Origin of the sequence: Halorientalis sp. IM1011 (assembly GCF_001989615.1) — an archaeon.
Taxonomy (GTDB): Archaea; Halobacteriota; Halobacteria; order Halobacteriales; family Haloarculaceae; genus Halorientalis.
The window spans coordinates 166403-186751 of the sequence record NZ_CP019067.1; the positions used below are offsets into that span (position 1 = coordinate 166403).

Consider the following 20349-nt stretch of genomic DNA (forward strand, 5'->3'; position numbering starts at 1 on the left):
CCTTTTGTAAACGTATCGCCCGCATTATCTTTGCTGAGAGACGCGTGAACGGAAGGTCATCAGTCGCCGGCGAGCCGTCGTCGAACGGAGAACGCCGTCGCGACGATCCACCCGGCCAGGGCCGCCGCCCCGACGATCTCCGGTACTGCTAGCCCCGGCCGCGAGAACTCCCCGGTGAGTCCCCACACGGCCCACGCACCGGCGTTCAGGACGCCCAGCCCGATCGTCGTGCCGCCGCGGGTCCGCTCGCCGGCGAGCAGGTTTCCAGTACCGTACACCCACAGCGCGAGCGACAGGAGGACGTAAAAGGAGACGGCGACGACGAAGTGAGCGGCCTGTGGCATCGGGAACACGCCGATCCCCGCCATCGAGATCGAGGTGAGTCCGAAGAGGGCGATGCCGGCGAGTTCGACGAGGTTCCGGGCCGCGAGGAACAGCGCGTATCCGAACCCGAGCGCCACGAGTCCGCCGGCTATCAGGCCGCCGTTGAACAGCAGCCGAGTCAGATCCGTCGCGACGGGGCCGGTCGGCGCGCCCAGTTCCGAGAGCGCGTGTCCGGTCCACGTGAACGCCGGGGAGACGAGCGTCGCGAGCAGGAGGCCGCCGAACGAGAGGATCGGAGCGAGCAACCCGGCCCACACGCTCGCTCGCTCGACCGTGTTCGTCATAGAATCGTTGTCAGATCGACTCGTAATCAACGGTTCGGTCTCTACGCGGCGTTCGGCGACGCTCGCGGTCGTGTATCGGGCGCTCACGATGACGCGCCTTTTTTCTACACGCGGCTCCGACGCCCGAGTATGCGCGGGTACGACCGTCGGACGTTCCTCGCCGCGACAGGCGCAGCAGTGACAGCCCTGAGCGGGTGTACGCAACTCCCCGGCACCCGTGACGCGCCGGGCGCGAGCGAGGGGGAAAGCTCCGGGGGTGGCCAGCAGACCCTCGACACGCTCGACGTGGGCGGTTCGCCCGGCGAGTCGATGGCGGTCGTCCCGGACGGAACGGTGACGCTGCTCGACTTCTTCGCGACCTACTGTGCCCCCTGCAAGCCCCAGATGGCGGAGTTGCGGGAGGTGCGGTCGGCGTTCCCCGACGTACACATGCTGTCGATCACCTGGGAGCGGGACGAGCCGACCGTGCGCTCGTTCTGGAACGAGTACGACGGCACGTGGCCCGTGGCGATGGATCCCGAGGTCGAGACGGGGCCGACCTACGGCGTCGAGGCGCTCCCGACGATGATCGTCCTCGACGCCGACGGAACCGAGACCTGGCGAGACAAGGGCCTCGCCGAGGCGGCGACCATCGAGGCGGAACTGGAGGCGGCCCGGCAGTGACCGACATCGGGGTGGCCCGGCTGGGGTGGGCGTTCACCCTCGGGACCGCCACCTTCTTCGCTCCCTGTGCGTTCCCACTGTTGCCCGGCTACGTGGCCTACTACCTCGGTACGTCCGAGACGGATTCGGCCGGCGGGTCGCGGGCGACTCGCCTGGGACGAGCCGCCGGGGTCGGCCTGCTCGTGAGTCTCGGCTTCGCGCTGGTGTACGGGGCGCTCGGGCTTTTGCTTGCGGCGGTCGGGCCGCGGATCGTCGAGAACATCGCGGCGCTCGAACTCGTCGTCGGACTGGCACTGATCGTCGTCGGTGGCGTGATGGCGACGGGCCGGTTTCAGGTGGCTACCCTCCACGTACCGCTCCCTGAACGTCGGCGCTCCGCTGCTGGCTACGTGCTGTTCGGCGTCGTCTACGCCGCGGCGGCCGCGGGCTGTACTGCGCCGCTGTTTCTGGGGGTGTCCTTCGAAGCGGTGACGACCGGCCCCGTCGCGACCGTGGCGACACTGGGCGCGTACGCCGCCGGAATGAGCGTCCTGATGGTCGGCGTCACGACCGCGACGGCGCTGGGTCGTGACACACTCCTGCGCCGGCTCTCGGGCGCGACCGGCCGGATTTCGCGGGTCGCCGGCGCGGTCGTCGTGCTGGCTGGGCTGGTCCAGTTGTACTACTTCCTCGTGGTCTTCGACGGACTGGCGACGCTCGGGCTGGCCTGACGACCGGCTCAGTGCTGGTCGCTCTCGGCGTCGAACAGACCCCTGATCGGCACCTCGTTGTCGGTCGCGAACGTCAGCGGTGCGTCGCCGCTCTCGTCGTCGGTGATCGTCGGGCGGGTCGTCGGTGTCGGTGTGTGGGTGCTCATCGTGATATGTGCGGGCTGCGGTCTGCGAGCGATACCGGATCCGTCAGGAGAGAAGGGAACAGTGCCCGCATACGATCGGAATCATCGTGACAGGTAGGGGTAGTCGGCTATCTATAATAAATGTTCCTGCTAAATCAGGCATCCGGGAATTCGATTCATTCCGGGCGGTCGGTCGCCGCGAGTGCGGTCTCGAAGTGTTCGGCACCAATGACGACTTCGTCGGCCCGTTCGGTGGCCTCGGTCGGGCCGTGTTCGCGGGCGAACTCGCGGATGGCGCGCATCGAGGCGTCCCGGACGAGCGCGTCCAGGTCCGCGCCGGAGTACCCCTCGGTCTCGCCGGCGAGATCGACCAGCGACACGTCCTCGCCGATCGGTTTCTCGTCGGTGTGGACCGCCAGAATCTCCCGGCGGGCGTCGGCGTCCGGGTTCGGTACCTCGACGTGTTCCTCCAGTCGCCCCGGCCGAAGGAGGGCGGGATCGAGCGCGTCACGACGGTTCGTCGCCGCCAGCACGACGAGATTGGGATTGTCCGTCAGCCCGTCGAGTTCGGTCAGGAGTTGGGAGACGACGCGTTCGGTCGCCTCGCCGGTCTCGCCGCGCCGCCCCGCGATGGCGTCGATTTCGTCGAAGAAGACGATCGAGGGCGCGGCCTGCCGGGCGCGCTCGAACACCTCCCGTACCGCCTTCTCGCTCTCGCCGACGTACTTGTCGAGCAGTTCCGGACCGGCCACGTGGACGAAGTTCACGTCGCTCTCGCCGGCCAGCGCCCGCGCGAGCAGGGTCTTTCCCGTCCCCGGCGGGCCGTACAGCAGGACACCGGAGGGTGGGTCGGTCTTCGTGGCCTCGAACAGTTCGGTGTAGGCGAGGGGCCACTCGACGGCCTCGGTGAGCCGATCCTTGGCCTCGTCCAGTCCGCCCACGTCGTCGAACGAGATCGCCGGCGACTCGGCGACGTACTCCCGCATCGCGGAGGGGTCGACCGCCGCCAGCGCCGCCTCGAAGTCCTCGCGGGTGACTTCGGGTTCCTCCCGGGTGCGCCGGAGCGCCGACATCGCCGCCTCGGTCACCAGCGACTGGAGATCCGCGCCGACGAACCCGTGTGTGCGGGCGGCCAGCCGATCGAGATCCACGTCCTCGGCGAGTGGCATCCCGCGCGTGTGGACCTCGATGACCTCGTGGCGACCGGTCTCGTCGGGGACGCCGATCTCGATCTCTCGGTCGAACCGGCCGCCACGCCGTAGCGCCGGGTCGATGCTGTCCACCCGGTTAGTCGCGCCGATGACGATCACCCGGCCGCGGTCCTCCAGTCCATCCAGAAGGGTCAGCAACTGGGCGACCACGCGATTCTCCATGTCGGCGTCCTCGTCGCGCTGGCCAGCGATGGAATCGATCTCGTCGACGAAGAGGATCGCCGGCGCGTTGGCTTCGGCCTCCTCGAAGGCCTCCCGGAGTCGCTCCTCGCTTTCCCCCTTGTACTTCGAGACGATCTCGGGGCCGGAGATGGTCTGGAAATGGGCGTCGACCTCGTTCGCCACGGCGCGGGCGATCAGCGTCTTCCCGGTGCCGGGCGGGCCGTAGAGGAGGACGCCCTTCGGCGGGTCGATCCCGAGCCGGCGGAACAGGTCCGGCTCGGAGAGCGGAAGCTCGATCATCTCCCGTACCATGTCGAGTTCGTCGTCGAGCCCGCCGATGTCCTCGTAGGTCGCGCCCAGATCCTCGGGTTGCCCGGCGGCCCCCGCGGCCTCCTCGGTTTCTGCGCCGGCATCGGTGTCTGCGTCGCGATCGGAAGCGTCGCCCGGGATGGCGTCCCCGGCCGGCGCGCCGTCGCCCAGATCGAGGTCGATCCCGGGCAGGACGGTAACCTCGGTGTCCTCGACCACCCTGACGGGGCCGTCGGGGTCGGTCAGGGAGACGACCACGACGCCCAGTCCGTCGACGTGGACGCGTTCACCTTCCCGGATCGGGCGGTCGAGGAGGGCGTCCGCGACGAGGGCGTCGGTGTCGGTGTCCTCGGGGAGGGACTCGGTGGGGCGGACGGAGACGATGGCGGCGTCGTCGACTGAGGTGGTGGCGACGGTGACGGTGTCGCCGACGTTGACGCCGGCGTTGGCGCGCGTGTCGGCGTCGATCCGGACCACGTCGTCGGCATCGTCGGTGGGCCAGACCTTCGCCACGGTCTCGCGGTCGCCCCGGACGACGACGGGGTCGCCGCTGAGCACGCCCAGTCGGCGGCGCGCGGGTTCGGGAAGCCGGGCCACGCCCCGGCCGGCGTCGCGCTTGTCGGCCCCGGCGACCGTCAACTCGACGCCGTGCTCGTCGGTCATGCGCGACCCTACCCGCGCCACAGCCTTCAGGTTTCCCCGGAGAAACGCATATACCGCCGGGCGTACCACTCTCTCGCATGGTCGTGCAAACGCAGCGCGACGACGTGACCTGGTACAAATGCGAGGAGTGCGGGCTCATGTTCGACGAGAAAGAGGACGCCCGCGCCCACGAGAGCGACTGCGACGGGGAGGATCCGTCTTACATCCAGTGAGCACACCGGGTGTTTTCTCCGACGTTCGCGGGACGTAAGCCGTTTGTCCGTCCGCGGCCAAGCGACGGGCAGTGACCGACAGCGACGACACCGGCGGCACGAATGCCGAACGCGAGAGTGACCAGCTCGACGATCCGTCGGCGACCGACGAGAACGGCGACGAGGCGGCGCTCCTCGACACCGAGACGTTCGCCGACGTGGTTCAGGAGATCGGCCGCCCCGTCGTCACTGCCAGTCGCGTCGCGCAGACGCTCGACTGCACGCAGGAGGTGGCCAGCACCGAACTGGATCGGCTGGCCGACGAGCGCGCGGTCGACCGGCTCGACGTGTCCGCCGATCCCGTCGTCTGGTATCCCACGGACTGGGCGGACCTCGTCGACCGCGAACGGGTGATCCTCTTTCCCGGCCGCCGCGAGATCGTCGTCGACCACCCGACCCAGTTCACACGCGCACAACTCTCACAGTTCGCCCACCTCGTCGACACGACCCACCGCGGGGGCTACCTCTACGAACTCCGACGCGAGGACATCTGGGGCGCGCCGTACGACGACTTCGAGGATCTGCTCGGGACGGTCAGAGACGTACTGCCAGAGCGCTCGCCCGAACTGGAGGAGTGGCTCGAAGACCAGTGGAAACGCGCCCACCGCTTCACGCTCAAGACCCACGAGGACGGCTACGTCGTCCTCGAAGCCGCGACGGACTCGCTGATGGGCAACGTCGCCCGCGAGAAACTGGACGACGGACAGCTCCGGGCGGCCATCTCCGACACCGAGAGCTGGGTCGCCGAGGAGGCCGTCGCCGAGGTCAAGCGAACCCTCTATGAGGCCGGCTACCCGGTCCAGGACGAACGGGATCTGGACACCGGGGAGGCTCTGGAGCTGGAGTTGAACCTCGATCTCCGGGACTACCAGCACGAGTGGGTGAGCGAGTTCATGGAGACCAAATCCGGCGTGCTGGTGGGGCCACCCGGCGCGGGCAAGACCGTCGCGGCGCTGGGCATCCTCGAACGCGTCGGCGGCGAGAGCCTGATCCTCGTCCCGAGTCGGGAACTGGCCGGCCAGTGGCGCGAGGAGATCCTCGCGCGGACGACGCTGACCGAGGAGCAGGTCGGCGAGTACCACGGCGGCGAGAAGACCGTCGCCCCGGTCACCATCGCCACCTACCAGACCGCGGGGATGGACCGACACCGCCAGCTGTTCGACAGCCGCGAGTGGGGGCTGGTGATCTACGACGAGGTCCACCACATTCCGGCCTCGGTAGCGCGACGCAGCGCGGACCTCCAGACCAAACACCGCCTCGGCCTCTCCTCCTCGCCCGTCCGGGAGGACGACAGGGAAGAGGAGATCTACACGCTGATCGGGCCGCCCATCGGAACGGACTGGGACGCGCTGTTCGAGGCCGGCTTCGTCGCCGAGCCGGAGGTCGAGATCCGATACGTCCCCTGGGTCGACGACGACGCCCGCAACCAGTACGTGAGTGCGGACGGCCACGAGCGCCGCCAGCAAGCGGCGACGAACCCGGCCAAACGGGAGGAGGTCCGCCACATCCTCTCCCGGCACCCCGACAAGAAGGCGCTCGTCTTCTGTGACTACCTCGACCAGGGTCGGGAGCTGTCGGCGTATCTCGACGTACCTTTCGTCAACGGTCAGATGCCACACAGCCGCCGCGAGCGACTGCTCGACGAGTTCCGCCGGGGCGACCGCGACACGCTGCTGGTCTCCCGAGTCGGCGACGAGGGGATCGACCTGCCCGACGCCGAGCTAGCAGTCGTCGCCTCCGGTCTCGGCGGATCGCGTCGGCAGGGAGCCCAGCGCGCCGGGCGGACCATGCGACCTGAGGGGCGGTCGCTGGTCTACGTACTGGCGACCCGGGGCAGCCGCGAGGAGGACTTCGCACAGCGACGGATGCGCCACCTCTCCTCGAAGGGCGTCCGCGTCTCCGAGGCCGAGGCGGAGGCGGTCGGCGACGACGATGCGGATGGTGACGGCGAGAACGAGGGTGACGCTGACGACGGGGATGCCACTGACCACGAAAACGACGGCACTGTCGATAGCGAGACCGACAACAGTGGCTAACGAGTTCGGGACAGCGCGAAGGACGGGATAGTCACTGTGTCGGCCGAATCGGCGGGTTGACGAACAGCGCGTCCAGCAGTGCGAGTGCGCCGACTGCCGACGCGCCGGTTAGCGTCGTCCGGAACGGAACGGACAGCAGGTACCCGAGGACGACGCTCAGCAGGAACACCACCGGAATGAACGCGAGCACCAGATCGTATCGCGACAGGGAGTCCAGCGTCTCGAATCCGATACGATCAGAACGAGTGTTGTCACTCCGGAGCATCGGTGTCACCTCCTCCACCCGTAAGTACCGCACAATCCCACTAAAATCTTACTCCGATACGGTTCTGTGAACACACTTCGAACACCGAAGGCGGTTCAGTGAATAATTTTAGAATAATACAGAGACCGTATGCAGTCAGACGGGTGCAATTCGTCGCAGTGTCGACGACAAAGTCCCTCACGATGCTTATCTCGGTCGGGATGCAAGGGTTGTCGATGAATTCGGATGCGGACGACGACTCGGCTTCGACGGCGGATCAGGAGACCACGGTCCACCCGATAGACTGGTCGCGTCGTGACCCCATCAGCAGTGCCGTCGTCGATGCGGTCGTGTCGAAGACCGGCACCGATGCAGTGTCGCTGCCACCGCTAGAGGAGGTCCTAGACGGGGACGCGCTGAACCGACTGTTCACGCGCGAAACCGACACCGAACTGTCCTTCGAGTACGCCGGGCTGGCAGTCGTCGTCTCGACCATCGACGGCGTGACCGTGAGTTGATACTGTCGAACAGCGGATTTCACGTCCGGCGGGTGTCGAGGAGGACGGTAGCGACAGTCTATCTGCTCAGATTCGTCGAACGACGGGTACGAGTGTCCGTCCGCCAGTATGAGTCGGCACGCTCCACAAGACACAGAACGGTTCGGCCGTAACGCCGGGTATGGACGAATCCGGGAGTCGGCCGGCGGAGGGCCAGCGCGTGGAGACACGCCTCGACGGACGGGCCGTCCGCGGTACCGTCGAGTCCGTGACGTACACGCCGAAGAAGGGGAATCTGATCGCGAGAGTGTCGCTCGACGAACCAGCAGCGGACGGGCGGAGAGCGGTCGCCGTCGCCGTCGAGGACCTCGACGAGATCGACTAACTCGACCACTCCGCGTCGGCCAGCGTCCGCTGGACCGCTTCCTGCCCGACTGCGCTCGCGAGTGTCTCGAACCCGGCGCGTTCCTTGCGGTCGTCGGCGTTGGCGACCAGCCGTGAGACGATGAACTCCGGGGTCGACTTCCCGACCGTGCCGAAGCGTGGCTGGTAGTCCACCGAGAGGTCGAGATCCGGATCCAGTCCCTCGGCGAAGATGCCGTCGGTCCGGGCCTCCTCGGGGAGCGGTTCGAGGTCGTCGGCCAGGTGGGTGACGAACACGCCGAGCGCGTCCTCGTCGACGGTGAGCGTCACCAGTCCGTGCAACAGGTCGGCGGCGCTCCCCGGCTCCGTGATGGCCTCGAACTCGTCGACGAGCATCAGCGTCCGGCCCCCGTCGGTCAGCGGCGGCACGACGGTCTGGAGGGTCGACTCCAGCACGCCGGCGTTGAAACTCGCGTGCCGGCGGTGGAACACGACCACGTCGACGATACCCACCTCCGCGGCCTCGGCCGGGACGGGCAGGCCCATCTGGGCGAGCAACTGCACCTGACAGAGCGTCTCCAGCAGGGTCGTCTTCCCCCCGCTGTTCGCCCCGGTGAGAACGGTCACGCGGTCGCCAGTCGGCGGCGACGACCCACTCGGGAACTCGATATCGTGGTCGCCGACAGCGTAGTCGACGGCTTGCACAGGTGCATCGGCCGCTTCGAGATCGAGGTTGCGCGCGCCGCGGACGGCGACGGTCTCGCGGCCCTCGACGAAGGTCGGCCGGGTCAGATCGTACGCGTCGGCGAAGCGAGCCAGCGAGACGTACAGCGCTGCGTCGTCGACGGCCGTGACGGCGGCGTCGATCTCCTCGCGGGCGTCTTCGATGGCACCCTCCAGATCGGCCGTGATCTCGGCCTCGCGCTCCTCGACTGCCTCGCGGCGGTCGTCGGCCAGCGCCCGGAGCGTCTCCCCCACGAAGTCGGCGGCGTCGGTGGCGTCGCCGGGCATGGCCTCACTGATCTCGGCCGCCGGGACACTGGTCTCGTCGGCGACGTACCGACGGAAGGCCTCGCGGAACTCGTCGGCCCCGCGGGCGCTCTCCTGAACGGTCTCGACGACCGCGCTCCGGTTGGCGGTGAGTTCGTCGACGGCGGCGTACTGGTCGCGCAACTCGTCGAGGCGGTCGTCGACGCCGCGGTCGACCCCGCCCTCGCCCAGCGCCGCGAGCGCGTCGGCGGCGTCGGCCAGTGCGTCGCGGTCCAGTTCGGCCACGCGGTCGAAGACGCCGCCGCCGACCCCGAGATCGAGGAGTTCGACGGCCGTCTCGACCGCCGAGCGTTCGCCGCCGCTGACGCTGTCGTGAGCCTCGAAGGCCTCGACGACTGCCTCGCGGTCGCTCGCCGAGAGGTCTCGCCAGGCGTCGACGGCCGCGAGGACAGTGTCGAGGCGATCCGTCATCGCCTCGCGGTCCCGGAGTGGCGTCAGCACCCGGATGCGGTCCTCGGCGTGGCGGGTGACCGCGAACGCGCTGGCCAGATCGAGGATCGACTTGTACACGTCACGCGTGTCCCGGGTGGCGAGGACGGCCATCCCCTCGCCGCCGTTGGCGCGCCGGAGAATCCGGGTGGCTCGCCCCCGACCGAGTCCGGCCTCCATCAGCGCGCGGCTGTCGGCGTTCTCGATGGCCTCGATGGCCGCCGCCTCGCCGATGCTCTCGGCCAGCACCGTCTTCGTCTTGGGGCCGATGCCCCAGTACTCCTCCAGTCGCATACCCTCCGCCAGAACTGGGGCGGTCTTAGCGGTTGGGGACTCGGTACGCCGGGGCGCAGGTTCGCCCGCTACTCCAGCAATTCCTTCGTCTTCCGGTGGCGATAGCGGAACATCGGCTCCATGCCGACGACCGCCAGTGGGGAGACCGCCCGGCCGAGCCCACCGAGCGGAAGTTCGTATTCGACGCTGTCGTGGACGACGGTCCCGTCGCCGTCGGCGAAAAACGAGTGGGTGTGCTCCCACTCCGCGAAGGGACCGCCCTCCATCGTATCGCGGAACATCGCGGAGCCGTCGCCCTCCTCGCGCTCGGTAATGACGGAGGTCCACTGCTGACGTGGGCCAACGTCGAACGGGCGGATAGACGATTCGATCCGTGAGTTCGTATCGAGGATCCCTGGATCGGGGTCGCCCTCGGGGCCGGTGACGGACTCGATCTCCAGGTTCATCCAGTCGGGCGTCAATGCTTCGAGACCGGTCACGCGGGAGTGAAAGTCCCACACCTCCTCGAAGGGTGCGTCGACCCGGACCGTTCGCTGGTACTGAGACACGCCCGTACTAGGGCGTACACCAGTAAGAACCCGGCGGCGTCGGGAAGGCCCCGGCTCCGTCGACGCCGACGAATGCCGCCGGGTCCTCGGTCCGCTCCTGCAGTGTCTCGAACGGATTACCCTCGGCGGACACGACCATCCCGTCGGGCGTTTGGCCAGTACGTGGTGGGGGTCGTGCTACCGCTTGCCAGCGGCGCGGGCGCGGTCGAGGATCTGCTCGGCCTGGGCGATCAGCGGCGCGTCGATCATCTCGTCGTCGACGCGGAACACCCCTCGCCCCTCGGCGTCGGCCTCGGCTTTGACGTCCAGTACGCGTTCGGCCCAGTCGATGCGCTCCTCGCTGGGTGTGAACGCGTCGTTTATGATCGGGACCTGTGCGGGATGGATCGCCATCTTCCCGTCGAACCCCAGTTGGACGGTGAACTCAGCCGCCGACTCCAGTCCGTCGGGGTCGTCCACGTCGACGTGGATCGTATCGAGTGCGTCGACGCCCGCGGCCGCCGCGGCGAGGACGACCTGCTCGCGGGCGTGGAGCACCTCGGTACCTTCCTCGGTCCGGGTCGCACCGATGTCGGCCGCCAGGTCTTCGGCACCGATGGCGACGGCGTCGACCCGCTCTACCGCAGCGATCTCCTCGGCGTGAAGGACGCCCGCCGCCGACTCGATCAGGGCGACCACGGGCGCGTCGATCCCGTGGTCGTCCAGCAGACCGTCGATTCGTTCGACTGCCGCCGCGTCGGCGACCTTCGGGACCATCACGGCGTCGATTGGCGGCGCGTCCGCGAGTGCGGTCGCCACGTCCTCGGCGGCCACCGTCCCGGGCGGGTTGATCCGCACCCAGACCGAGCAGTCCGGGTCGAACTCGGAGTCGGTCAGTACGTCGCGGACGGCGTCCCGAGCCTCGGGCTTGCGGTCGGGTGCGACTCCGTCTTCCAGATCGAAGACGACGGCGTCGGCCCCGGATCCGGGGGCTTTCCGCATGAGGTCGGGCTGATCGCCTGGGGAGAAGAGGACGCTTCTGCGAGCCATACGCGGGCGTGTTCGCCCAGCCGTAAGTCCGTTTGGGGAGGCCAGCGGTATCTCCCGGGTAGTAGAGGGGCGGCGCAAACGAACGGTAGGTCAGTGAGTTCGATCGGACAGTTCTGTCGGAGAAACGGTCGACCTGCTGGCGAGACTGCCGTCGAACCGGTCGTAACGGTCGATTACACCGGTGGTAAAATCCACCAAAGGTTGATTTACTAGGTCGGTTATTGGACATATAGTATGGTGAACAAGGCGGCGTTGTCGGTCCTGGGCGTCATCGTTCTGGTCTCGATGGGAGTCGGCGTCCTCATCGGGATGCAGATCGGTGGCGGCGGTGCCGGCACGACGAGTGAGTCGACCCCGACAGCGGGGCCGAGCACGGAACAGGGGGCGGCCGGAAACGGTGACTCCGGCCCGGCCAGACGAACGACGATACCCGGCGACGAGGCGGCGACGGCCCAACCGCCGGCCGAACGAGAGACGATTCCGGCCAGACAGTTCGAGCCCGCTGAGATCAGAGCGGAGATGAAGACGCTGATCAACCAGCGTCGTGCGAACCGGGACCTCTCCGAACTGAGCACCGGTGGGCAGATAGCCGACCGACTCGACCGGATGGCCCGCGGCCACAGCGTCGAGATGGCCGACGAGGACCGCGTCAGTCACAGTATCGACGGAAACACGAGTGTGAGTCGCTACAAGGACGCGGGGCTGTTCGGGACCTGCCAGTTCGAGTCCGATCCGGGTACCTTCGTGGTCGACGCGCGGTACAACCGCCTCGAAGTGATCGGGTACACCGTCGCTGGACGCGCTCACGATGGTGAGTTCCACGAGACCGAGGAGAACGTCGCGGAAGCCATCGTCTCCGACTGGTTCTCCGGCACTAGCCGCGACCGCCTTCTCTACGAGAACGCGAATCAACTCGGCATCGGCATCGAAGTTACGCAGGACGGCGACGTCTACGCGACCGGTAATCTCTGCTGACCGGAACCGCCCTTCGTTTTCCGCGTTCGCGACTCGTCCACGGCCGACGGCAATACTTGCGATAGTGTTATATGTGACCAACCCACACACTACGATGGAGAACGATGTCCGGACCCAACTGGATGCGGCCGGCGGACGAGCGGATCCTCAGACAACTGCGTGACGAGCGGCCGGACTACCTCGCGCTGGTCGCGAACCGCCTCGGGATGCATCTGCGGTACGTCGAACGGCGCTGTTCCGTTCTGGTCGACCACGGGTTGGTCGAGCCGGTGAGTGGTGAAGTCGTCTACCGGACGACAGAGCGCGGTGAGGAGTTCCTGGCCGAGAGTGCGGAAGTCGAGTCCGACGCCGCCGAAGCGGCGACGAGCGACTAGAAGAGCGTCGTCGTTATTCGAGCCGAGAACGGCCTCCTCCTATCCCTGTGCGCCGAACCACTGCTCGGCCAGCCAGGAGTCGTAGTCCTCCTGTGACCTGACATCCACGGATCCGAGCATACCCGAGTGGCCGACGCCACAGTACTCGGCGCAGTAGAGCTGATACTCGCCGGTCGACTGGGCCTTGGTGACGAGATAGTTCGACTGGCCCGGCAGCGCGTCGGTCTTGAGTCCCAGTTCGGGGACGTGGAACGAGTGCAGCCAGTCCCGGGAGGTGATGTTCAGCCGGACGTTCCGCTCGTTCGGCATGACCATCGTGTTGGTACTCTGGATGGTCGCGTCCGAGATAGTCGCGTCCTCGACGGCCGCCCCACTGACGGTCACGTCGGAGAACGTGACGGTCTCGCCGGTGCGGTTCTCGTACTGGCTCGCGTTTCCGGCTCCGGCAGTCACCGTCCCGTTGACGAGTGAGGCGCTCTCGAGCGCCCCGTCGGTGGCACTGGAGGCGGAACCACCCGATATTACGATCCCTTCGTCAGTGACGTTCTCGACGGTTGCACCTTCTATCGAGGCGTTCGTCAGCGCCACGTCGGTCGCGCTCGCACCGTCGACACTCACGTTCCGGTAGACGAAGTTCCAGTTGTACTTCTGGCCGTACACTTCGATCTCTTCGGCTGCATCGCCGGGGAGTTCGTTCTGTGACTCGGCGGCCACGTAGGGATTCCCGAGCACCTGATAGGAGGCGACGCCGACGAAAAGGAGGATGATCGCCGTCGCGATGGTCCATGTGATCTCGAGTCGACGGTTCTCCTGGGTCGGCTTGGCCTCCTCGGTCTTCCGGTACTTCCAGACGGTGTAGATCAGGATCCCCTCGACGAGGATCGTGATCGGGACCGCCACGTAGATCAGGTTGCTGTTCAGCCCCTGGATGGCTGCATCGGTGGTCGACGAGTACGTCGACTGGGCAGCGGCGGGTTCGACCGCCAGCAGCCCCAGTACAGCACCGAAAAGCGCCAACGCCCCGGCACGCTTGCGGTTCATCATTACGCGGGGGTTAGGAAGTGGGCCATAAATAGCTGCTGTCTTCCGGCGAGTCCGGCCCCCGTGCGACGGTTCCACGCGACGACAGTTCGGTGCCGACCGACCGAAAGCGCGGGTCATAAGTACGGTCACACCAAGATTCGAGGTAGTGAGAGGTACAGCCGTGATCGAACGCGTTCGTCCCCGTTTCGCGACCCTTCTGGCCGGATCGGCCGTCGGTGTCTACCTGCTCGTAGTCGCGGGCGCGACAGCGTCCATCGCGGACGCCGCGAGCGCCTGCTCGGCGTGGCCTGTGTGTTCCCGCCCGCCGTCACTGGCCGAACCCACCCTGCTCGTCGCCTGGGGACATCGCGTGGCTGCCGTCCTCGTAGGACTGATCGTGCTGGCCACCGCGGCGGTCGGCCTGACCCGAGCCAGCGTCTCGCGACGCGTGAAGGGCGCGCTCGCGTTCGCGTTCGTTCTCTTCCCCGTGCAGATCGCGCTCGGCGCACAGGTCGCGACGACCGGTGCCGCCGACCCGTTCCCGGCGGCCCACCTGCTTACCGGCATGGGAATCTTCGTCGGGTTGACGCTTGCGCTCGCGTGGCAACTCGAACCGCGCGACGCCGACGAGCCGGCGACCGAGCCCGACCCCGAACCGGCTCCGACCGCCACTCCGCAGCCCGAATCGACCGAGCAGCCACCCCTCCCGGATAGCTCGTTCGCGCGTGCGAAACACGTCGCCGGGGCGTACTTCCGGCTGATGAAGCCCCGGCTGATGTGGCTGCTCTGTCTCGTCGCCTCTGCCGGGATGGCGCTGGCGGCCGGGACCGCCGGAATGGACCTGACGGTCCAGACCATCGTGTTGACCCTCGGCGGCGGCGTCCTCGCCATCGGCGCGAGCGGGACCTTCAACCACGTCCTCGAACGTGACCGGGACAAGAAGATGGACCGGACGAGCGACCGACCGGTTGCGACCCACCAGCTCCCCGTCCGCAACGCCGTCGCGTTCGGACTGGCACTGGCGGCCGCCTCCGTCGCCGTCTTCCTGCAGGTGAACCCGCTCGCGGCCGCCCTCGGGCTCTCGGCGATCCTGTATTACAGCGTGATCTACACGCTCGTGCTCAAACCCAACACGGTCCAGAACACGGTCATCGGCGGTGGCGCCGGCGCGCTGCCCGCCCTGATCGGCTCGGCGGCGGTGACCGGCACCGTCGGCCTGCCGGGACTCGTGCTGGCCGGTGTCATCTTCGTCTGGACGCCCGCGCACTTCTACAACCTCGCGCTCGCGTACAAGGACGACTACGCCCGTGGCGGCTTCCCGATGATGCCGGTGGTCCGCGGTGAAGCGACCACCCGCAAACACATCCTGCTGTGGCTGGCTGCGACGCTGCTGGCCGCGGCCGCACTGGCCGCCCTGACGAACCTCGGCTGGGTGTACGCCGTCACGACCATCGGGCTCGGGTCGGTGTTCCTGTGGGCGGTCGTCAGACTCCACCGCGAGCGCGACGAGTCCGCGGCGTTCCGGGCGTTCCACGCCTCGAACGCCTACCTCGGGGCGCTCCTGCTCGCAATCGTCGTCGACACCCTCGTGGTATGACTACCGACGCAACGATCACCGATCGGCTCGCGGGACTCAGACCGGACCGGGAGGAGTTACTGATCGCTCTGCTGATCTTGAACTCCGAGTTGCTCCTGCTGGGCGTGTACTGGGTCGTCAGTTCGGCCGAACTGACGGGAACCCTCGCGATCCGGTACTGGATCTACCCGTTCGTCTGGATCAACGTCGGCCTGCTGGCCATCGTCAAGACGACGCCCGTGGCCGCCAGCAGCCGGGACCGCTGGCTCGCCGGTGCCATCGCGGTCGGCTACTTCGCGGTGCTTGCGTACGTCGGCGGCCTCGTCGGCCCCGACATCAGCATGGCCGAAAAGAACCTCAGTCTCACGGTGCTGGGGCTGCCGCCGGGCTGGGCACCGACGCTTCTGTACAACGGGTCGTATTTCGCGATGTCACTGATCCCGTTCAAGCTGGTCGGCTACGCCGCGCTGGCGTATCTGGTGTACGCGACGGTGCTCGACGCGGCTGGCTCCGCGGTGACGGGCCTGCTCGGCCTGCTCTCCTGTGTCAGTTGCACCTGGCCTGTGCTGGCCACAGTGGCATCCAGTCTCCTGGGAAGCGGGACTGCAATCGCCGGCGCAGTGACCGCCCAGTCCTACGGCATCTCGACCGTGGTGTTCGTGGTGACGGTCGGGCTGCTGTACTGGCGGCCGTTCGGCCGCTGACGGACGGGCTTTTCCCCGCTGCACCCGAACTGCGAGTATGACCGAGGTCGAGATCGAATACTGCGTCCCCTGTGGCTTCCTCGATCGCGCCGAGAACGTCCAGCACGTCCTGCTCTCGACGTTTGGCGAGAAACTGGACGCGGTGACGTTGCGAACCGGCGCGAACGGTGTGTTCCGCGTGACCGTCGACGGCGAACGGGTGTTCGACAAACAGGAAGACGCGTTCGACGTGGACGAGATAACCCGGCAGGTTCGCGAGTACGTCTGACCGGTCCCGAATCGACGGGCTTAGGACGGATCCGGACCCCGATTCGACAATGACAGCAGCCGTCGTCGCCGAGGACGTTCGTCGGAGCTACGGCGACACGACCGCACTCGACGGCGTCTCGCTCACGGTCGACGAGGGGGACGTGTTCGCGCTGATCGGGCCCAACGGCGCGGGAAAGACCACCCTCGTCCGGGCACTGCTCGGTACCACCGACGCCGAGGGGACGGTCGAGGTGTTCGGGAAATCGCCCCGCGAGGTCGAGCGGGCGCGACTCGGCTCGCTCCCTCAGTCGTTCGATCCGCCCGCCCGGCTCACCGCCCGTGAACTGCTCGACTACTACGGCGGGCTCTACGACGACGCCCGCCCGGTCGACGACGTGCTGGCCGACGTGGGACTCGCCGAGGACGCCGATACCTGGTACGAGAACCTCTCCGGTGGCCAACAGCGCCGTGTCTGTGTCGGGACGGCGCTGGTCAACGACCCCGACCTGCTCGTGCTCGACGAACCGACGACGGGCATCGACCCCGCAGGTCGGCGGGCACTCTGGCGGCTGATCGAGGATCTCGCTGCCGGCGGGACGACGGTCTTTCTGACGACCCACTACATGGCCGAAGCGGAACGACTGGCCGACGAGGTGGGCCTGCTGGCCGACGGCCGACTCGTCGCCCGCGACTCGCCGGCGGCGCTGATCGCCGAGCACGGCGGGGAGAGTCGACTGGTGATCGACACCGACGCCGAGCCTGCGATCACCGGTGATCTGGGTTACCCCGCCGAACTCGCCGAGGGCCGGCTGACGGTCTACGACGTGCCGCCCGAGGAGATCGGCGAGGTCGTCGCCGCCCTCGATTCGGCCGGGGCGACCTGCGACTCGATCGAGTGGACCGAACCCGACCTCGAAGACGTGTACCTGGATCTGACGGGGCAAGCTGTCACGGCGAGCGGCGAGACGGTCAGCCGCGGGGAGACGCCGCTGGCCGACGGTGGCAAAGTAACTGGAGGTGACCGATCGTGAGCGCTGTCGGTCGGATCTGGGCGGCAACCGTCGCCGCCGGGAAGTCGTTCCTCCGGCGGCGGACGGCCGTCTTCTTCACCTTCTTCTTCCCGGTGATCATCATCCTGATCTTCGGGTCGCTCGTCCAGACCGGCGCGGGCGGGACCGGCCTGTTCACCGAACCGGCGGCTTACTACGTGCCGGGCTATCTCGCGGTCGTGGTCCTGTTCACACCGCTCTCGCGGGTTGGAAGCGAGGTTGCCCGCCACCGCGAGGGCAACCAGTTCGAGAAACTGGCGACCACGCCACTCGCCAGCTGGGAGTGGCTGCTGGCCCAGACGCTGGTCAACGTGGCCATCATCGGGCTGGCCGGCCTGCTCCTGCTCGGCCTGATCGTCCTCGTGACCGGCGCCGAGATCGCGTTCTCGCCCCTGTTGATCCCGTTCGTCGGCCTCGGCGTCGCGCTGTTCTGTGGCGGGGGCGCACTGATCGGCAGTTTCGCCGGGTCACAGGACGGCGTCATCGCCGCGAGCAACGGCATCGCCCTGCCGCTGCTCTTTCTCTCCGAGACGTTCGTCCCGCCGTCGATGCTGCCCGAGTGGTTCCGCCCCGCCATCCTGCTCTCGCCATTGACGTACTTCTCACGAGGCGTGCGGGCGGCGACCTACGGCCCGGGGATCGAACCGCTGGCAGGTCTGCCGACGGGACCGCTGTTCTACCTCGGCGTGCTGGCCGGGTTGACGCTGGTCTTCTTCGCAGGTGGGGCGGCCGCACTCCCGCGGACGGACTGAGAGGGGAGGGCCGTACTTCGCATAGCGGCGTGGACTCGTCGACCGCGTAGTCAGGTGCTGGCGAGTTTCGTCTCCAGATCCGCGCCGACGAACAGGTCGGTCGCCTGCCGGGTCGCGTCGGTCGTCTCCGCGACGTTTTCGAGCATCACCGTCTCGCTCGGGAACAGGCGTTCCCCCAGTTCCAGGCCGTATTCGTGAGCGGTCGATCCGGTCACCGTCAGATACACACCGATACCGGTGTCCGCGATGGCCGCCTCCTCGACCGCGCCCTCCTCGGGATACGTGAACTCGATGCCTTCGACGGCGTCGGACCCGAGGACGGCCTCGACGAGGCGCTCGTAGCGAGGTGAGATACACAGTTTCCCCTCGTAGGCATCGACGAACGACCGGTCGAGATCCGCGTCGAGTTGTCGCTGGATGTCCGGCGTCGCGAGCAGTGTGTGCCAGACGGTATCGCCGAGGCCGGAGACCACCCGCACGTCGGTGTCGCGGGGGTCGATCCGGTCGTTGACCTCGTCCAGCCCCGTAAGGGGTTCGGTGTCGAGTCCGACCACCTCTTCGAGGACGAGGTCGGCGCTGTCGAACCCGAGGGCGAACTCGTGGGTCCGGAGCGCGCGGAAGGGCTCCTCGCGGCCCACCAGTTGGAGGTCGTACCCGTCCAGATCGAGCGTGAGGCTGTCGAAGACGATCCGGCGGGGCATGCCGGCGCGGTCGTCGCGCAGGAGCGTGAACTCCGGGGCCGACGGGTCGTCGGTGTCAGAATAGGCCGCCAGCCGGTCGTACACGTCACGCTCGGCGGTCTGGTTGTCCTTGGTGATCGCTTTCTCGTACTGGAGCGTCGAGATGACGTCGTCGGCGAGGTCGGTCGTGCCCGTCCGGGCCGCGAGCCGTTCGAGGACGGCCTCCAGCGGCCGTCCCTTGCGCGGGACGGCGACGCGGACAGTAGTCATTAGGAGACAGGTCGCGAGCCGAGAGTAAAACGCGTCCGGTTTCTAGTCGCCGTCGGCCGCGCCCAGAACGTTGCTGAGCTGTTCGCGCCACTCTTTGAGTTCCACGATGTCGTCCTCGATGTCGTCGACGCGGTCGTCGACCTGATCGATATCGTCGAGTTCGTCCTCCAGATCGTCGATGGCCCCCTCGATCTCGTCGATGTCGTCGTCGACGTCCTTCACGTCCCCTTTCAGCGACTGGAGGTCGCTCTGGATGCCCCCGACGCTGTCTTCGAGCGAGGCGACCTGCTGGCTGTTGTCCTCGATGTCGTCTTCCAGCCCCCCGAGCTGGTCTTCGAGGTTCGCCACGTCGTCCTGGAGCCCCTCGATCAGGTCCTGCCCGGTACCGTTCTCCTCGAGGAACTCCTCCAGCGCGTCGACGTACGCGTCGAGTTCGCTCACGTCGCTCTGGAGTTTCTCGATGCGGGCCTCGACGGCACCGCCGGTCCCAGCGCCGCTACCGCCCTCGATTTCGAGCTCTTCACGGAGCACGTCGAGATCGTCGTCGTCGACCTCGCCTGCTTCGATCTCGGTGGCGAGCGCCGATGCGACGCTCTCCACGTCGAGCGACCCGCCAGTGTCGGGTTCGCTCTCCGCGGTGTCGGCGTCATCGGTCTCGCTCTCGGTCTCGGCTTCCGCCTCGGTCTCCTCGGCTTCGTCGTCGGTCTCCGCCTCGTCCTCTTCCTCGGCGTCGGCTTCTTCGGCTTCTTCGGCTTCCTCCTCGTCCTCGTCGTCACCGTCGTCGACGAGATCGACCTCCTCGGGGTCCGCCTCCCCCTGTTCCGCGTTGGGATCGGTCAGATCAAGTGTGCCGATGTCCTCTTCCTCGGCCTCGTCGTCGTCGAGTCCGGGGACCGAATCCGCGTTGCCGGAGATCACGTCGCGGACCACGTCGCTGCCGCTCCCGCCCACCACGCCGTCCTCGTCCTCGAGCGGCGGGTCGACCTCCGCGAGTTCGGGTTCGGTGAGGAACTGCTCGACGTTGTCCGTCCCGGTCGCCCGAATCCCGTAGACGGTCGTGTACTGCTCTTCGGCCTCGATCTCCCGCTCGAAGGTGATCTCGTCGTCCTCGATCGTCCAGTACTCGCTGCCGTACTCCGGATGGAACCCCAGATCCTCTACGGCGACGTTTTCGGGCACCTCGTCGACCAGCCTGACCGTCACCGCCTCCGTCCTGTCCGAGTCGATCCGGAACGCGATCGCCGGAACAGGAAACGCGTCGGCCTCGAACGTCTTGATCACGGTGACCCCGTCCGAGGCGACGGTCACCTCCTCGTAATTTTGCGATTCGCTCATACTTACACGTCGAGTAACCAACGGTATTAAAGCTACGTACCGTTTCTCGGGGCGTGGTAGTTACTCACACGCACCTGTCACCGGCCCCGAAACCCGAGGGGTAACGGCCG

At 67.5% G+C, this 20349-nt stretch carries 24 protein-coding genes; 13 read left to right on the plus strand and 11 right to left on the minus strand.

What is annotated here, in order from left to right; genetic code table 11:
• Positions 1-59 precede the first annotated feature (59 nt).
• Positions 60-668, minus strand: a complete 609-nt coding sequence (locus BV210_RS00860) for a DUF998 domain-containing protein (RefSeq protein WP_077204817.1) — start codon at positions 666-668, stop codon at positions 60-62.
• Between the two features lie 129 nt (positions 669-797).
• Here BV210_RS00860 and BV210_RS00865 point away from each other — a divergent pair, with 129 nt between their 5' ends.
• On the plus strand, positions 798-1331 hold the full coding sequence (locus BV210_RS00865) for a TlpA disulfide reductase family protein (RefSeq protein ID WP_077204818.1): 534 nt from the start codon (positions 798-800) through the stop codon (positions 1329-1331).
• Positions 1328-2041 (plus strand): cytochrome c biogenesis CcdA family protein, encoded by a 714-nt coding sequence (locus BV210_RS00870; protein WP_077204819.1) that lies wholly within the window; start codon positions 1328-1330, stop codon positions 2039-2041. Before BV210_RS00865 ends, BV210_RS00870 begins: the two co-directional genes overlap by 4 nt.
• A gap of 8 nt (positions 2042-2049) precedes the next feature.
• Here the strand turns inward: BV210_RS00870 and BV210_RS19625 are convergent, their stop codons facing one another.
• Together BV210_RS19625 and BV210_RS00875 are read right to left on the minus strand one after the other, a co-directional pair.
• Positions 2050-2187 carry a hypothetical protein gene (locus BV210_RS19625; protein WP_157525744.1) on the minus strand — a complete coding sequence of 46 codons (138 nt, stop codon included), beginning with the start codon at positions 2185-2187 and terminating at the stop codon, positions 2050-2052.
• 155 nt (positions 2188-2342) lie between these two features.
• Positions 2343-4511, minus strand: coding sequence for an AAA family ATPase (locus BV210_RS00875; RefSeq protein ID WP_077204820.1), 2169 nt, complete (start codon positions 4509-4511; stop codon positions 2343-2345).
• A gap of 77 nt (positions 4512-4588) precedes the next feature.
• Here BV210_RS00875 and BV210_RS20730 point away from each other — a divergent pair, with 77 nt between their 5' ends.
• On the plus strand, positions 4589-4723 hold the full coding sequence (locus BV210_RS20730; protein WP_256385544.1) for a hypothetical protein: 135 nt from the start codon (positions 4589-4591) through the stop codon (positions 4721-4723).
• A 71-nt stretch (positions 4724-4794) separates the two neighbouring features.
• On the plus strand, positions 4795-6798 hold the full coding sequence (locus tag BV210_RS00880; RefSeq protein WP_077204821.1) for a DEAD/DEAH box helicase: 2004 nt from the start codon (positions 4795-4797) through the stop codon (positions 6796-6798).
• A 31-nt stretch (positions 6799-6829) separates the two neighbouring features.
• Here the strand turns inward: BV210_RS00880 and BV210_RS00885 are convergent, their stop codons facing one another.
• The gene (locus BV210_RS00885) at positions 6830-7063 is read right to left on the minus strand and encodes a hypothetical protein (protein ID WP_077207919.1); all 234 of its coding nucleotides are present in this window, start codon (positions 7061-7063) and stop codon (positions 6830-6832) included.
• A gap of 215 nt (positions 7064-7278) precedes the next feature.
• Between BV210_RS00885 and BV210_RS00890 the strand changes: the two genes are divergently transcribed.
• Both BV210_RS00890 and BV210_RS00895 read left to right on the plus strand, forming a co-directional pair.
• Positions 7279-7560 carry a HalOD1 output domain-containing protein gene (locus BV210_RS00890; protein WP_172824867.1) on the plus strand — a complete coding sequence of 94 codons (282 nt, stop codon included), beginning with the start codon at positions 7279-7281 and terminating at the stop codon, positions 7558-7560.
• 160 nt (positions 7561-7720) lie between these two features.
• A complete protein-coding gene (locus BV210_RS00895; protein ID WP_077204822.1) occupies positions 7721-7924 on the plus strand; it encodes a hypothetical protein in 204 nt (67 codons plus the stop codon).
• On the opposite strand, the gene BV210_RS00900 is transcribed toward BV210_RS00895, so the two are convergent.
• From BV210_RS00900 to BV210_RS00910, 4 genes are all read right to left on the minus strand, one after another.
• Positions 7921-9675 (minus strand): DNA mismatch repair protein, encoded by a 1755-nt coding sequence (locus BV210_RS00900; RefSeq protein WP_077204823.1) that lies wholly within the window; start codon positions 9673-9675, stop codon positions 7921-7923. The genes BV210_RS00895 and BV210_RS00900 overlap by 4 nt on opposite strands.
• A gap of 68 nt (positions 9676-9743) precedes the next feature.
• Positions 9744-10223, minus strand: a complete 480-nt coding sequence (locus tag BV210_RS00905; protein ID WP_077204824.1) for an SRPBCC family protein — start codon at positions 10221-10223, stop codon at positions 9744-9746.
• A gap of 7 nt (positions 10224-10230) precedes the next feature.
• On the minus strand, positions 10231-10356 hold the full coding sequence (locus BV210_RS20735; protein WP_256385545.1) for a hypothetical protein: 126 nt from the start codon (positions 10354-10356) through the stop codon (positions 10231-10233).
• A 44-nt stretch (positions 10357-10400) separates the two neighbouring features.
• Positions 10401-11252 (minus strand): CoA ester lyase, encoded by an 852-nt coding sequence (locus tag BV210_RS00910; protein WP_077204825.1) that lies wholly within the window; start codon positions 11250-11252, stop codon positions 10401-10403.
• A gap of 234 nt (positions 11253-11486) precedes the next feature.
• Here BV210_RS00910 and BV210_RS00915 point away from each other — a divergent pair, with 234 nt between their 5' ends.
• Entirely contained in the window at positions 11487-12227 is a 741-nt protein-coding gene (locus BV210_RS00915) for a CAP domain-containing protein (RefSeq protein ID WP_077204826.1), read from the plus strand.
• 104 nt (positions 12228-12331) lie between these two features.
• Positions 12332-12601 carry a DUF2250 domain-containing protein gene (locus BV210_RS00920; protein WP_077204827.1) on the plus strand — a complete coding sequence of 90 codons (270 nt, stop codon included), beginning with the start codon at positions 12332-12334 and terminating at the stop codon, positions 12599-12601.
• A 39-nt stretch (positions 12602-12640) separates the two neighbouring features.
• On the opposite strand, the gene coxB is transcribed toward BV210_RS00920, so the two are convergent.
• Positions 12641-13645 (minus strand): cytochrome c oxidase subunit II, encoded by a 1005-nt coding sequence (gene coxB / locus BV210_RS00925; RefSeq protein WP_077204828.1) that lies wholly within the window; start codon positions 13643-13645, stop codon positions 12641-12643.
• Positions 13646-13790: 145 nt separating this feature from the next.
• On the opposite strand from coxB, the gene cyoE reads away from it, so the two are divergent.
• The 5 genes from cyoE to BV210_RS00950 are packed head-to-tail and all read left to right on the plus strand — an operon-like array spanning position 13791 to position 17954.
• Positions 13791-15221, plus strand: a complete 1431-nt coding sequence (cyoE, locus tag BV210_RS00930; protein WP_253741579.1) for a heme o synthase — start codon at positions 13791-13793, stop codon at positions 15219-15221.
• On the plus strand, positions 15218-15904 hold the full coding sequence (locus BV210_RS00935; RefSeq protein ID WP_077204829.1) for a hypothetical protein: 687 nt from the start codon (positions 15218-15220) through the stop codon (positions 15902-15904). The genes cyoE and BV210_RS00935 overlap by 4 nt, the downstream gene beginning before the upstream one ends.
• Before the next feature lie 37 nt (positions 15905-15941).
• Complete coding sequence (locus BV210_RS00940) at positions 15942-16172, plus strand: SelT/SelW/SelH family protein (RefSeq protein WP_077204830.1); 231 nt, start codon at positions 15942-15944, stop codon at positions 16170-16172.
• Positions 16173-16221: 49 nt separating this feature from the next.
• Positions 16222-17184: an ABC transporter ATP-binding protein gene (locus tag BV210_RS00945; RefSeq protein ID WP_077204831.1), complete on the plus strand. Its 963-nt coding sequence runs from the start codon at positions 16222-16224 to the stop codon at positions 17182-17184.
• On the plus strand, positions 17181-17954 hold the full coding sequence (locus BV210_RS00950; protein WP_077204832.1) for an ABC transporter permease: 774 nt from the start codon (positions 17181-17183) through the stop codon (positions 17952-17954). The genes BV210_RS00945 and BV210_RS00950 overlap by 4 nt, the downstream gene beginning before the upstream one ends.
• Positions 17955-18004: 50 nt before the next feature.
• Here the strand turns inward: BV210_RS00950 and BV210_RS00955 are convergent, their stop codons facing one another.
• Both BV210_RS00955 and BV210_RS00960 read right to left on the minus strand, forming a co-directional pair.
• Entirely contained in the window at positions 18005-18904 is a 900-nt protein-coding gene (locus BV210_RS00955; RefSeq protein ID WP_077204833.1) for a hypothetical protein, read from the minus strand.
• Positions 18905-18946: 42 nt separating this feature from the next.
• Complete coding sequence (locus BV210_RS00960; protein ID WP_077204834.1) at positions 18947-20239, minus strand: hypothetical protein; 1293 nt, start codon at positions 20237-20239, stop codon at positions 18947-18949.
• Positions 20240-20349: the final 110 nt, after the last annotated feature.

Bases quoted from the DNA above. Each gene is read 5' to 3' on its own strand.
- BV210_RS00860 (WP_077204817.1), bottom strand. From the start codon at position 668: ATGACGAACACGGTCGAGCGAGCGAGCGTGTGGGCCGGGTTGCTCGCT.
- BV210_RS00865 (WP_077204818.1), top strand. From the start codon at position 798: ATGCGCGGGTACGACCGTCGGACGTTCCTCGCCGCGACAGGCGCAGCA.
- BV210_RS19625 (WP_157525744.1), bottom strand. From the start codon at position 2,187: ATGAGCACCCACACACCGACACCGACGACCCGCCCGACGATCACCGAC.
- BV210_RS00875 (WP_077204820.1), bottom strand. From the start codon at position 4,511: ATGACCGACGAGCACGGCGTCGAGTTGACGGTCGCCGGGGCCGACAAG.
- BV210_RS20730 (WP_256385544.1), top strand. From the start codon at position 4,589: ATGGTCGTGCAAACGCAGCGCGACGACGTGACCTGGTACAAATGCGAG.
- BV210_RS00885 (WP_077207919.1), bottom strand. From the start codon at position 7,063: ATGCTCCGGAGTGACAACACTCGTTCTGATCGTATCGGATTCGAGACG.
- BV210_RS00890 (WP_172824867.1), top strand. From the start codon at position 7,279: ATGAATTCGGATGCGGACGACGACTCGGCTTCGACGGCGGATCAGGAG.
- BV210_RS00895 (WP_077204822.1), top strand. From the start codon at position 7,721: ATGGACGAATCCGGGAGTCGGCCGGCGGAGGGCCAGCGCGTGGAGACA.
- BV210_RS00900 (WP_077204823.1), bottom strand. From the start codon at position 9,675: ATGCGACTGGAGGAGTACTGGGGCATCGGCCCCAAGACGAAGACGGTG.
- BV210_RS00910 (WP_077204825.1), bottom strand. From the start codon at position 11,252: ATGGCTCGCAGAAGCGTCCTCTTCTCCCCAGGCGATCAGCCCGACCTC.
- BV210_RS00915 (WP_077204826.1), top strand. From the start codon at position 11,487: ATGGTGAACAAGGCGGCGTTGTCGGTCCTGGGCGTCATCGTTCTGGTC.
- BV210_RS00920 (WP_077204827.1), top strand. From the start codon at position 12,332: ATGTCCGGACCCAACTGGATGCGGCCGGCGGACGAGCGGATCCTCAGA.
- coxB (WP_077204828.1), bottom strand. From the start codon at position 13,645: ATGATGAACCGCAAGCGTGCCGGGGCGTTGGCGCTTTTCGGTGCTGTA.
- BV210_RS00935 (WP_077204829.1), top strand. From the start codon at position 15,218: ATGACTACCGACGCAACGATCACCGATCGGCTCGCGGGACTCAGACCG.
- BV210_RS00940 (WP_077204830.1), top strand. From the start codon at position 15,942: ATGACCGAGGTCGAGATCGAATACTGCGTCCCCTGTGGCTTCCTCGAT.
- BV210_RS00945 (WP_077204831.1), top strand. From the start codon at position 16,222: ATGACAGCAGCCGTCGTCGCCGAGGACGTTCGTCGGAGCTACGGCGAC.
- BV210_RS00955 (WP_077204833.1), bottom strand. From the start codon at position 18,904: ATGACTACTGTCCGCGTCGCCGTCCCGCGCAAGGGACGGCCGCTGGAG.
- BV210_RS00960 (WP_077204834.1), bottom strand. From the start codon at position 20,239: ATGAGCGAATCGCAAAATTACGAGGAGGTGACCGTCGCCTCGGACGGG.